This is a genomic window from Kitasatospora sp. NPDC101155 (assembly GCF_044768305.1).
In the GTDB taxonomy this organism is placed as follows: domain Bacteria; phylum Actinomycetota; class Actinomycetes; order Streptomycetales; family Streptomycetaceae; genus Kitasatospora.
Window position 1 is genome coordinate 99,679 of the sequence record NZ_JBIWPN010000012.1, and the last position, 12,759, is coordinate 112,437.

A 12,759-nucleotide genomic window follows, 5' to 3' on the forward strand; every position below is an offset into this window, starting at 1 on the left:
GATTAGCTCAGCGGGAGAGCACTACCTTGACACGGTAGGGGTCACTGGTTCAATCCCAGTATCGCGCACAGTAACGGACCCTCCGGGGTCTGCTGCAAGACCGCCACACCAGGCGCGATTAGCTCAGCGGGAGAGCACTACCTTGACACGGTAGGGGTCACTGGTTCAATCCCAGTATCGCGCACAGTAACGGCCGGGGCCGTGGTCCGTAGGGATCACGGCCCCGGCCGTTTTGTCGTTCCGGTGCTGCCGGAGTGCTGCCGGAGAGCGGCTGGAAAAGAGAAGAGCCGCGTACGGTCGCCCTCACCGGCGCCCGTACGCGGCATCTCCGCCTGCCGGGGTGCTCTGCGGACCGCTCCTCGCCCGTCCGCGTGTCATCGCGGCCGCGGCTTCCCCGGCGGCACTGCTCCCCGTCCCCAGGGGACCAGTGCCCGTTCTGGTGTTCCTTCCTCAGCGGCCGATCAGGTTGGCCACGGCTTCGGCCTGGTTGGCCATTTGGTCCCACCCGCCGAACAGCAGCATCAGGACCACGGCGCACGGCAGGGCCATGGCCAGCGCCACGGCGGGGTGCCGGGTGGGCTGCTCGGCGGACTGGGGCTGGATGAAGGCCGACCGACGGCGGCGGGAGGTTCCCGTCTGCTGCGATGCCATGGGCCCTGCTCCTGATCCGGTCGATTTGGCGCGGTGGACGGCTTACCTCGGGGGACGAGCTCCCCGTCCACCGCTGAGCACAACGCTATTGGTCAGGGGGCCTTTCGGGCGTCATGCCGTCGTACTGTTCCTCGGGCATCCCGGAGGATGACGCTCAGACTCAAGGCGTACTACCGGAGGGGGAGACAGGTCTTTCGCCGCCCCCGGGGGAACCCTGAGGGGCAACCCCGAGAAGCGATTAGGCACCCCTGTGGCCTGCAGCTCAGCGCACGATCCGACAATCGCACGGTGGCTTGAGGTGTTGCGTATCAGCACACCGCAGCGGGCAGTCCGTAAGCTGTGCCAGACAGGAACTGACGATGCCCCAACCGACGGGGCCTCACCCACAGGCTGACGGGGAACGAGACATGGCGATGATGCGGCTGAGGCGTGAGGACCCCCGCATCGTCGGGCCGTACCGCCTGCACCGGCGACTGGGGGCCGGCGGCATGGGCGTGGTCTACCTCGGCTCCGACCGCCGGGGGCAGCGCGTCGCCCTCAAACTGATCCGCGCCGAGCTCGCCGAGGACCAGGAGTTCCGCACCCGCTTCGCACGCGAGATCGCCGCCGCCTCCCGGATCCGGGGCGGCTGCACCGCCCGGGTCGTCGGTTCCGACATCGAGGCCGACCGGCCCTGGCTCGCCACGGCGTACGTGCCCGGGCCCTCGCTCTACAAGCAGGTCGGCGACGAAGGGCCGTTGAGCTGGCCCGAGGCCGCCCGGATCGGGGCGGCGCTCGCCGACGGCCTGGTCAAGGTGCACGAGGCCGGGGTCGTCCACCGCGACCTCAAGCCGTCCAACATCCTGCTCTCCCCACGCGGCCCGCGGATCATCGACTTCGGCATCGCCTGGTCGCGCGGCGCCAGCACCCTCACCCACGTCGGCACCGCGGTCGGCTCCCCCGGCTTCCTCGCGCCCGAACAGGTGCGCGGCGCGGCCGTCACCCCGGCCACCGACGTCTTCGCCTTCGGAGCGACGCTCGCGTACGCGCTCACCGGGGACACGCCGTTCGGGTCGGGCGCCTCCTCCGAGGTGATGCTGTACCGGGTCGTCCACGAGGAGCCCGACCTGTCCGCCGTCCCCCCGCAGCTCGCCCCGCTGATCCGGGCCTGCCTGGCCAAGGAGCCCGCCGAACGGCCCGGCGCGGCCGCGCTGCACGATCGGCTCAGCGAACTGGCGGCGCGCGGTGCGGCGGCGGCCGCCGGTGGCGGCGGGCGCGGGGCCCGGCGAGGGGCCCCGACCGCTCCGCCCGCTGCTGCTGCTGCTGCTGCTGCTGCGCAGGATCCTGCACACGCGGGTGTCCGGCAGGGTGTCCCGGCGCCCGGGCGCTCGTCCGAGCCCGCCGCTCCTGCGCGGGCCAGAGGCGCGGCCGCCGGTCGTTCCGGCGGGCAGGCTGCCGGAACCCCGGCGCGACGCCCGGCAGCACCTTCCCAGCGGCCCGAGGCGACGCCGGTGACCCGCCCGCTGCGGGCCCGACCGCAGACCCCGCCGCCGGCCCGGCCCCGACCCCGGGACCGGCAGCACACCCCGGCTCCCGGCGGGCGGCCCGGCATGGCACGGCAGCGGCTGCTGCGGCAGCGGCTGGTGGTCTTCGTCACCGTGACGATCGGTGTCGCGCTGGCCATCGCGGCGGCGCAGGGCTGCGAGAACCGTGGCAACCAGGGGATGCGGCCGCCGGTCGGGCAGACGGCGACGGCGAACACCGGAGGCCGCGGGGGCGAGCAGGCGGTGCCCGGGACCTCGATGGACATCGCCCTGCAGACCACGGCGGCACCGCTCCCGGCGACGCCGCTCCCGACAACACCGCCTCCGGCGGCGCGGGGTGGTGCGGGGGACGGCGCGCTGGCGCCCGCGCAAGGGCCCGGTCCGGTAGTGGACTGGCCGAACCGCAGCTACCCCGACGGGGCGGGCCGGGCCTCCGTCGCGCTGAAGGACGGGCACTCGGCCGGGGCGGGGCCGCAGGTCGCGCTGAGCACGGTGCTGCCGGCCCGGTACAAGGGCCAGCCGGCCGCGGTCGTCGTGCTGCGGCGGGCAGAGGGGTCGGCGCCGGTCGACCTCGTCCAGCTCTACACCTTCGCCGGGGACAACCCGGTCGCCGCCACCTCCCGCACCTCGACGGCCGACCCGCAGGCCACGGCCACCTGGCGCCTGGACGGCAGCGCCGTCGTCCGCGAGGAACGCGTGGCCGCCACCGGCGCGACCACCTCCACCCGCTACACCGTCCGCGCCGACGGCACCCTCGACGAATCCTGGCCCGGCGCCGGCGCCTCCGGCGGTACCGGCCTCACCACCCCACCCCCGGCCGCTGCTCCGGCCCCGCCGACTGCCCCGACGGGCTGAGGCAACGGGCGGGGCGCGAAGAGTCGGTCCCGCCGACTTCTCGCGCCGGCCGATCGGGAGTCGCTCGACGGGGTGGCGCGGCCCGCTTCCTGCGAGGCTCCGGGGCACGGAAAGTCGGCCGAGCCGACGTCCTGTGCGCAGGGCCGGGAGCAGGCGCGCCACGACGAATCACGCGCGGCCGGGCCGGACGGCCCTGCATCGGCGCGGTGAGGCATGCCCAGGAAGCCGGGTGGTTCGAATTCCTGCGCCGAGGCCGACTCGGGTGCGGGGGAAGGACCGGCTCGGTTGGGAAGTCGGCCGGCCAGGAGGCGCGCCCGAGAAGTCGGGTGGGTCGACTTCCTGTACGGCGGGGGCGGGGGTCAGCGCGTGGTGACGGCGTAGAAGGCCACGGCTGCGGCGGCGCCTACGTTGAGGGAGTCGATGCCGTGGGCCATGGGGATGCGGACGGGGTGGTGGGCGGCGGCGATGGCGTCGGGGGTGAGGCCGTCGCCTTCGGCGCCGAGCATGAGGGCGGTTTTGGGGAGGGCGTGGGGGGCGAGGGCGGCGAGGTCGACGGCGCTGTCGGCGGGGGTGAGGGCGAGGAGGGTGAAGCCGGCCTCGCGGACGGTGGCGAGGGCAGCCGGCCAGGGGTCGAGGCGGGCGTAGGGGACGGCGAAGACGGCGCCCATGGAGACCTTGACGGCCCGGCGGTAGAGCGGGTCGGCGCAGTCGGGTGACAGGAGGACGGCGTCCATGCCGAGGGCGGCTGCACTACGGAAGATGGCGCCGAGGTTGGTGTGGTCGACCAGGCCTTCCAGCACGGCGACCCGGCGGGCCCCGGCGAGCAGGTCGGCGGCGTCCGGGAGGGGCTTGCGCTCCATCGAGGCGAGTGCGCCGCGGTGGACGTGATAGCCGGTGACGGCTTCGGCGAGCGCGGGCTCGACCACATGGACGGGGGCGTCGGCCTCGGCGATGACGTCGGCCATCACGTCCAGCCACTTGGCGGTGAGCAGCATCGACCGCATCCGGTAGCCGGCCGCGAGGGCGCGGCGGATGACCTTCTCCCCCTCGGCGATGAACAGGCCCTCGGCGGGTTCGCGGCGGCGGCGCAGTTCGACGTCGGTGAGGCCGGTGTAGTCGGCGAGGCGGGGGTCGGCGGGGTCGGTGATGGTGCTGGGTTCGGACACCCTGCGATCTTGCCAAGCCGGGGCGGGGAAGGCCAAACGGCTGAAGGGACAAGGTGGTCCCGGACTATCCGGAGTGCAAATATGACCGTATGGCCCGAAATCCGGGCCGATCCTGGGCTCCGTCGGCCTCTGGTGCCACTGGCGACGCCGGCTCCTTCGGTGGGCGCCCACACGGTCGGCAACAGCTGCCCCGCGCGAAGCGGCCGAAACCGGTACGACACCGATCCGTGGCCGGGCAGGTGTTCGCACTGCAGATCCTGATCGTGCTGCTGCTGGTGGCGGGGGCGGTGGTGGCGCTGGTGGTGCAGTCCCAGACCGACGCCGACCACGAGGCCCGCGACCGGTCGGTGGCGGTCGCGCAGTCCTTCGCCCACTCGCCGGACATCGTGGACGCGCTGCGCTCCCCCGACCCGACCGCGGTCCTCCAGCCGAAGGCGCAGTCCGCGCGGATCTCCTCGGGCGTGGACTTCATCGTGGTGATGAACGACCAGGGCATCCGCTACACCCACCCCGACCCGGCCCGGATCGGCCAGAAGTTCGTCGGCACCTACGAGCCCGCCTTGCACGGCCAAGTGGTGACCGAGCATCTGACCGGCACGTTCGGCCCGCTGGTCCAGGCGGTGGTCCCGGTGTACGCGCCGGGCGGCTCGGTGGTCGGGCTGGTCTCGGCGGGCGTCACGTTGAGCAGCGTCTCCACCGCGAGCGAGCGCCAGCTGCCGGTGGTGCTGGGCGCGGCGGCCGGCGCGATCGGGCTGGCCACCCTGGGTACGGCGCTGATCAGCCGGAGGCTGCGGCGGCAGACGCACGGGTTGGGCCCGGCCGAGATGACCCGGATGTACGAGCACCACGCGGCGGTGCTGCACGCGGTGCGCGAGGGCGTGATGATCGTCGGCGGGGACAGGCAGTTGCTGCTCTGCAACGACGAGGCGCGCCGGCTGCTGGACCTGCCGCCGAACGCCGAGGGCCGCCCGGTGACCGGGCTGGGCCTGGAGCCCGCCCCGCTGGAGCTGCTGACCACCAACCGCCCGGTGACCGACGAGGTGGTGATGGCCGGGGAGCGGCTGCTCGCGGTGAACGTCCGGCTGACCGACCAGGCGGGCGGCCTGGCCGGCTGCGTCGCCACGCTGCGCGACTCCACCGAGCTGCTGGCACTGACCGGCCGGGCCGAGGGCGCGCAGCGGCGGCTGCGGCTGCTGTACGACGCCGGGATGACGGTCGGCAGTTCGCTGGACGTGACCCGGACCGCGGAGGAGCTGGCACAGGTCGCGGTGCCGCGGTTCGCGGACTTCGTCACGGTGGACCTCGCCGAGCAGGTGCCGGCCGGCGAGGAGCCGCCGCCGGGCGCCTCGCTGGGCCGGATGCGGCGCGCCGCCGTCGCCGGGATCAGGAGTGACGCGCCGTTCTACCCGGTGGGCACCCTGCTGGAGGTGGTGCCCGCCACCCCGCTGGCCGGGGCGCTGCACAGCGGGGAGCCCAGTCTGGAGCCGCGGCTGGCCGAGGAGCGCGGCTGGCGGGAGCAGGACCCGGAGCGCTCGGAGCAGGCGTTGGCGTACGGGGTGCACTCGCTGGTACGGGTGCCGCTGCGGGCGCGCGGAGTGCTGCTGGGGGTGGCCCGGTTCTGGCGGTCGGAGCAGCCGGAGCCGTTCGAGCCGGAGGACCTGGCGCTGGCCGAGGAGCTGGTGTCGCACGCGGCGGTGTGCATCGACAACGCCCGGCGCTACACCCGTGAGCACGCGATGGCGGTGACCCTGCAGCACAGCCTGCTGCCCCGCAGCCTGCCGGTGCAGAACGCGCTGGAGGTGGCGCACCGCTACCTGCCGGCCCAGGCCGGGGTGGGCGGGGACTGGTTCGACGTGATCCCGCTGCCGGGCATGCGGGTGGCGCTGGTGGTCGGCGACGTGGTGGGCCACGGACTGCACGCGGCTGCGACGATGGGGCGGCTGCGCACCGCGATCCACAACTTCTCGACCCTGGACCTGCCGCCGGAGGAGCTGCTCGGGCACCTGGACGAGCTGGTGACCCGGATCGACCGGGACGAGGCGGCGTTCAGCGAGAGCGCGGGGCTGGCCGGGGCGACCTGCCTGTACGCGATCTACGACCCGGTGTCCCGGCGCTGCGCGCTGGCCAGCGCCGGGCACCCGCCGCTGGCCGTGGTGGACCCGCAGGGCGGCGTGGTGTTCCCGGAGCTGCCGACCGGGCCGCCGCTGGGGCTGGCGGTGCTGCCGTTCGAGACCGTCGAGCTGGACCTCGCCGAGGGCAGCCGGCTGGTGCTGTACACCGACGGTCTGGTGGAGGACCGCGAGCGGGACATCGACGAGGGGCTGGCGCTACTGCGGACGGCGCTCAGCGGGCCCCCGCGCACGCCGGAGCAGATCTGCGCGGACGTGTTCGGGGCGATGCTGCCGGCGCACCCGCAGGACGACATCGCGCTGCTGGTGGCGCGGACCAGGATACTGAGGCCGGACCAGGTGGCGCAGTGGGACGTGCCCGCCGACCCGGCGGCGGTGCGGACGGTCCGGGCGCAGGTGGCGGCGCGACTGTCGGACTGGGGGCTGGACGAGGCCGCGTTCGTCGCCGAGCTGATCCTCAGCGAGCTGGTGACCAACGCGATCCGGTACGGCTCCGGGCCGATCAGGGTGCGGCTGCTGCGCGACCGGGCGCTGATCTGCGAGGTGTCGGACGGCAGCAGCACCTCGCCGCACCTGCGGTACGCGGCGACCGAGGACGAGGGCGGGCGCGGACTGTTCCTGGTCGCGCAGTTCGCGGCCCGCTGGGGGACGCGCTACACCGCGACCGGGAAGGTCATCTGGACGGAGCAGCCGCTGGAGTAGGAAGTCGGACCGGCCGACTTCCTACTCCACGAACCGCCCGCAGGCGGGAGTTCGAAGACAGGCCCTAGCGCTGGAAGGCGGCGGCGAGGACGTTCACCACGTCGCCGACGACGATCACCGCCGGGGGCTTGACCCCCTCGGCCTCGACCACCGCGGCGACGGTGCCCAGGGTGGCGTCCACCCGACGCTGGGCGGCGGTCGTGCCCTCCTGGACGATCGCGACCGGGGTTTCGGCCGGACGGCCGTGCTCGACCAGCTTGGCGGCGATCGCGCCGATCTTGTCCACCGCCATCAGCAGCACCAGGGTGCCGCTCATCCCGGCGACGGCCTCCCAGTTGGTGACCGAGCGCGGGTCGTCCGGGCCGACGTGGCCGGAGATCACGGTGAACTCCTGGGTCAGCCCGCGGTGGGTGACCGGGATGCCGGCCGTCTCCGGGACGCTGATCGAGCTGGAGATCCCGGGCACCACGGTGACCGGGATGCCCGCCTCGGCGCAGGCCAGCAGCTCCTCGCCGCCACGGCCGAAGACGTACGGGTCACCGCCCTTGAGCCGGACCACGAACTTCCCGGCCTCGGCGTGCTCGATCAGCGCCCGGTTGATCGCCTCCTGGGCCATCTGGCGGCCGTACGGGATCTTCGAGGCGTCGATCACCTCGACGTCCTCGGGCAGCTCGGCGAGCAGCTCGCGCGGGGCGAGGCGGTCGGCGACCACCACGTCGGCGTCGGCGAGCAGTCGGCGGCCGCGCACGGTGATCAGGTCCGGGTCACCCGGGCCGCCGCCGACCAGGGCGACGCCCGCGCCGTGCGAGCGGTACTGGCGGGAGGCCAGCGAGCCGTCCCGCAGGCCACCGACGATGGCGTCGCGCAGGGCGGCGGAGTGCCGCGGGTCACCGGTGAGGACGGCGACGGTGGCGCCCGCGTCGCGGCCGCTGGCCGGGGTCCAGGCGGTGGCGGCGGAGGCGTCGTCGCTGCGGGAGCAGAACACCCGCTCCCGCTCGGCCTCGGCGCTGACCGCCGCGTTGACCTCCGGGTCGTCGGTGGCGACCAGGGCGTACCAGGCCCCGGCCAGGTCGCCGTCCCGGTACGGGCGGGCGTGCCAGGTCAGCTCACCCGCGTCGGCCATGGCCTGGACGGCCGGGGTGGTGGCCGGGGATATCAGGTGCAGCTCGGCGCCGGAGGCGATCAGGGCCGGCAGCCGCCGCTGCGCGACCTGGCCGCCGCCGACTACGACGACGCGGCGGCCGGCCAGCAGCAGGCCGACCGGGTACGGGGTGCGGCCCTCGGTGCTGGGGTGCGGGGTGGGCGCGGTCATCGGCGGTGCTCCTGATCGGGGGGAGGGTGTCGGGGACGGTACGGCGGTACGCCACTCCGCGGGCCGGCGCGCCCTCGGGCCGGTCCGCGGAGTGGTGACGGGATGCGTCAGGCCTTCTCGGTGACCCCGGCGGAGTCGAAGGTGGCTACATCGTGCATCGCGCGGGCCGCACTCTGCACCAGCGGCAGGGCCAGCAGGGCACCGGTGCCCTCGCCGAGCCGCAGGTCGAGGTCGATCAGCGGACGCAGGCCCAGCTTCGCCAGCGCGGCCTGGTGGCCGGGCTCGGCGGAGCGGTGGCCGGCGATGCAGGCGGCCAGTACCTCGGGGGCGATCGCCTTGGCGACCAGTGCCGCCGAACCTGCGATGACACCGTCCAGCACCACCGGGGTGCGCAGCGAGGCGGCACCCAGCAGGAAGCCGGCGATGGCCGCGTGCTCCAGGCCGCCGACGGCGGCGAGGACGCCGATCGGGTCGTTCGGGTCAGGCTGGTGCAGGGCCAGCGCGGCGCGGATGACCTCGACCTTGTGCGCGTGGGTGTGGTCGTCGATGCCGGTGCCGCGGCCGGTGACCTCGGCCGGGTCCAGGCCGGTGAACACCGAGATCAGGGCGGCCGAGGCGGTGGTGTTGGCGATGCCCATGTCGCCGGTGACCAGCGCCTTGTTGCCCGCCGCGACCAGGTCGCGGGCGGTCTCGATGCCGACCTCGATCGCCTTCAGGGCCTCCTCGCGGGTCATCGCCGGGCCCTGGGTCATGTCGCCGGTGCCGGGACGGACCTTGCGCGGCAGCAGGCCGGTGGCGCGGCCCTGCTGGACGGCGTCCGGCAGCTCGGCGGCCACGCCGACGTCCACCACGCAGACCTCGGTGCCGATCTGCTTGGCGAAGGAGTTGATCACCGCTCCCCCGGCCAGGAAGTTGCCGACCATCTGGGCGGTCACCTCCTGCGGCCAGGGGCTGACGCCCTGGGCGTGCACGCCGTGGTCGCCCGCGAAGATCGCCACGCAGGCGGGCTCCGGGATCGGCGGCGGGCACTTGCGGGACAGGCCGCACAGCTGGGCGGAGATGATCTCCAGCATGCCGAGCGAGCCGGCCGGCTTGGTCATCCGCTTCTGCCGGTCCCAGGCCTCGCCGAGCGCCTTGGCGTCCAGCGGGCGGATGCCGCGCAGGGTGTCGGCCAGCAGGCTCTGCGGCTCCTCGCCGGGCAGCGCCCGGTTGCCGTACTGCTCCTCGTGGACCACCCAGGACAGCGGGCGCTTCTTGGCCCAGCCCTGCTGCTCCAGCTCGGGCTCGTCCGGGAACGAGTCGACGAAGCCGACGCACAGGTAGGCGACAACCTCCAGGTGCTCGGGCAGACCGAGCTCGCGGACCAGCTCCTCGTCGTCGAAGAAGCTCACCCAGCCGACGCCCAGGCCCTCGGCGCGGGCGGCCAGCCAGAGGTTCTCGACGGCCAGGGCGGCCGAGTACGGGGCCATCTGCGGCTGGGTGTGCCGGCCCAGGGTGTGCCGGCCGCCGCGGGTGCGGTCGGCGGTGACCACGATGTTGACCGGGGTGTCGAGGATGGCCTCGATCTTGATCTCGCGGAACTGCTTGGCACGGCCCTTGGGCAGCGAGTCCGCGTACGCCTCGCGCTGGCGCTCGGCCAGGGCGTGCATCCGCCGGCGGGTCTTGGCCGAGCGGATGACCACGAAGTCCCAGGGCTGCGAGTAGCCGACGCTGGGCGCGGTGTGGGCGGCCTCCAGGACGCGGATCAGCACCTCGTGCGGGATCGGGTCCGGGCGGAAGCCGTTGCGGATGTCGCGGCGCTCGCGGATCACCTGGTGGACGGCGTCGCGGCCGGACTCGTCGTAACCGGGGGCGGCCGGGCCGCGCGGCTCGGCGGGCTCGGCGGGCTCGGCGGGCTCGGCGGGCTCGGCGGCAGGGGCCTCCTCCCGGGCGGCGTCGGGCGTGACGGCTTCGGCGGGCTGCTCGCTCTGCTCGGTCTGCTCCGCGGCCGGCTCGGGCTGGGGCTCCTCGACGGCCGGGGCTTCCGCGGCGGGCTGCTCCTCGGCGGCGGGGGCCTCCTCCCGGGCGGTCTCGGGCGTGACGGCTTCGGCGGGCTGCTCGCTCTGCTCGGCCTGCTCCGCGACCGGCTCGGCCTGCGGCTGCTCGGCGGCCGGGGCCTCGGCGGGCTGCTCGGCCGCCTGCTCGGCGACCGGCTGCTCGGCGGGCTCCGCGGCCTCGGCGGCGGACTGCTGCTCGGCCTCCGGCGCGACGGCTTCGGCGGCCTGCGGGGCCTGCGCCTCGGCGGGCTGCTCGACGGCCTGCTCAGCGACGGCCTGCTCAACGACGGCCTGCTCGGCAGCGGGCTCAGCGGCGGCCTCGACGGCCTGCTCCGTCTGCTCGGCGACCGGCTCGGCCGGGGCCTCGGCCGGCTGCCCGGCCTGGGCGGCCTCCGGCTGCGGCTGCTCGCCCTCGGCGGCGGGCTGCTCGGCCGGCTGCTCGGTGGTCTGCTCGACGGCCTGGCCGGAGGGCATCTCACCGGTGCCGACGGCGGTCTCGGCGACCGGCTCGGCGACCGGCTCGACGACCGGCTCGACGACGGCCTGCGGCGCGGCCCCGGCGCCCTGCTCGGCCTCCTGGTCCGCCGGGGCTTCCTGGACCACCTCGACGGCCTGCGGTGCGTCGGCGGCCGCTATGGGAGCGGGCTGCTGCTGCGCCGCCTCCTCGGCCACCGGGGCCTGCTGGACGGCCTCGACCTTGGGCAGGCCGTGCGGGGTCGGCGCGGCGAGGAAGGCGGAGATCCGGCGCGGCTGACCGGCCGGAGCGGGGGCCTCCGCCTGCTCGGCGGTCGCGACGGCCTCGGCGCCGCCCTCGGCGGCAACGGCCTCAACGGCCTCAAAGGCGGCGCTCTCGACGGCGATCGCCTCAGCGGCGACCTCGACGAGGACGGTCTCGACGGCGGCGGACTCGACCGCGACGGCCTCGGCCACCGGCTGGGCGACGCCCTCCGCCGGAACCGGCTCGACCACGACGGCCTGCGCCTGTGCGGCCTCCGGAGTCGCCACCACCTGGGCGGCCTCGGGCGCCGGTACGGCCTGGAGGGCCTCCGGAGTCCCGACGACCTCGACCACCTCGATCGCCCCGATCGTCTCGACGGTCATCAGGCCCTCGATCGGCTGCCCGGGCAGCGGCACCTGCTGGAAGCCCTGGCCCTGCGGCGCCTGCTGAACCTCGGGCATGCCCTCGACCGTGGAAGCCGCCGGAGGCATCGGCGCGGCGGGCGCCATCGGCACAGTCTGCGGCACGCCCTGCGGCGGGACACCCGGAACCGGCGCGACGGCCTCGCCCATCGGCGGGCGGCCGACGACCGGGATGCCGTGCGCGGGCGTACCGCCCTGCGACGGGCCGCGGTCGGCCAGCGAGCGAACCGGCACCTGGCCGGTCATCAGCGACGGGTCCGGAATCGGCGGGCCGGCGTGCAGCGGGCGGCGCGGCGGCTGAGCCTGCGTCACGGGCTGCTGGGCCTGCGGCTGTGCCGGGCCGCCCAGGACGGGCTGCTGCTGGGCGTGCTCGGCGCCGAGCACCGGCGGGTCCACCGGCGGCCAGGACGGCTCGACCGGGGTGCCGTCCGGCTGCGGCGCGAACGGCGCCTGCTCGGCGCCCCAGGAGCCCTGCGGACCGGGCATCAGCAGCACGTCGTCCTCGTCGTCCAGCCCGTCCGGCTGGTCGACGAAGTGGAAGGCCGGGCGCGCGGCACCCTGGTCGACGGTCCAGCCCTCGCCCGGGACAGCCTGGTACGGCATGCCGGGCACGGTGTACTCGGGCTGGGCCTGCGACGGGATGACGCCGGCGCCGAGGGGCACCGCGCCGGGCAGGCCGCCGACCGGGGCCGCCGGGCTGGGGATCATTCCGCTGTCCGTCACGACGCCCTGCAGGGGTGCAACGCCCGCGACGCCCTCCGGTCCGCCGAGCGGGTCCGGCCCGGCGTGCAGGTGCTCCGGCAGTCCCTCGCCCGGGACGTGGCCGCCATCGGTCATTGTCAAAGCTCCTTCCAGGCCGCTGCCGCGCCCCTTGGCGACGCGATCACCGACCGCAGCGCCCATCCGCACGGGCCGGGCCTGCACCGACCCGCCCCTCAACCACACGCGGCCGCCGCGCCGAAGCGCTGCGGCCAAAGTCCTTCCGGCGCGCTGCGGCACCCCGGCCCGGGCCCCGCCCGTGAGGACGGCGCACCATCTGAAACAACGACAGCCCGGAGCAACCGGCACGACCGCACCGGACCCTACGGCATTCTCCAGGTCCGGCACACGGCCCGTCGAATTGCCCACACTCCGAGCGGAACCGGGTTGCACCACGTCAAAAAGGTGACAAACCGACCGAATCAGGCGGGTCGCCGACGGCTGCAGCCGCCTGGGACGCCACACTACCGGCCCGGCGCGGTGACC

The 12,759-nt window shown here is 75.0% G+C and carries 5 protein-coding genes, 1 tRNA gene and 1 pseudogene; 3 read left to right on the plus strand and 4 right to left on the minus strand.

Going from position 1 to position 12,759, the window contains the following annotated elements:
• Window positions 1–112: 112 nt before the first annotated feature.
• A tRNA-Val gene (locus ACIRYZ_RS19975) sits at window positions 113–184 on the plus strand.
• A gap of 266 nt (window positions 185–450) precedes the next feature.
• Here the strand turns inward: ACIRYZ_RS19975 and ACIRYZ_RS19980 are convergent.
• Complete coding sequence (locus tag ACIRYZ_RS19980; RefSeq protein WP_402945890.1) at window positions 451–651, minus strand: hypothetical protein; 201 nt, start codon at window positions 649–651, stop codon at window positions 451–453.
• 407 nt (window positions 652–1,058) lie between these two features.
• On the opposite strand from ACIRYZ_RS19980, the pseudogene ACIRYZ_RS19985 reads away from it, so the two are divergent.
• Window positions 1,059–1,874 (plus strand): annotated as a pseudogene (locus tag ACIRYZ_RS19985) (serine/threonine-protein kinase); the annotation flags it as partial.
• 1,514 nt (window positions 1,875–3,388) lie between these two features.
• On the opposite strand, the gene ACIRYZ_RS19990 reads toward ACIRYZ_RS19985, so the two are convergent.
• A complete protein-coding gene (locus ACIRYZ_RS19990; protein WP_402945892.1) occupies window positions 3,389–4,195 on the minus strand; it encodes a TrmH family RNA methyltransferase in 807 nt (268 codons plus the stop codon).
• A gap of 89 nt (window positions 4,196–4,284) precedes the next feature.
• On the opposite strand from ACIRYZ_RS19990, the gene ACIRYZ_RS19995 reads away from it, so the two are divergent.
• Window positions 4,285–7,026, plus strand: coding sequence for a SpoIIE family protein phosphatase (locus tag ACIRYZ_RS19995; protein ID WP_402945894.1), 2,742 nt, complete (start codon window positions 4,285–4,287; stop codon window positions 7,024–7,026).
• A gap of 64 nt (window positions 7,027–7,090) precedes the next feature.
• Here ACIRYZ_RS19995 and cobA read toward each other — a convergent pair whose 3' ends face one another.
• Together cobA and cobT are read right to left on the minus strand one after the other, a co-directional pair.
• Window positions 7,091–8,338, minus strand: coding sequence for a uroporphyrinogen-III C-methyltransferase (gene cobA / locus ACIRYZ_RS20000; RefSeq protein WP_402945896.1), 1,248 nt, complete (start codon window positions 8,336–8,338; stop codon window positions 7,091–7,093).
• A 107-nt stretch (window positions 8,339–8,445) separates the two neighbouring features.
• Complete coding sequence (gene cobT / locus ACIRYZ_RS20005; protein ID WP_402945898.1) at window positions 8,446–12,351, minus strand: nicotinate-nucleotide--dimethylbenzimidazole phosphoribosyltransferase; 3,906 nt, start codon at window positions 12,349–12,351, stop codon at window positions 8,446–8,448.
• Between the last annotated feature and the right edge of the window lie 408 nt (window positions 12,352–12,759).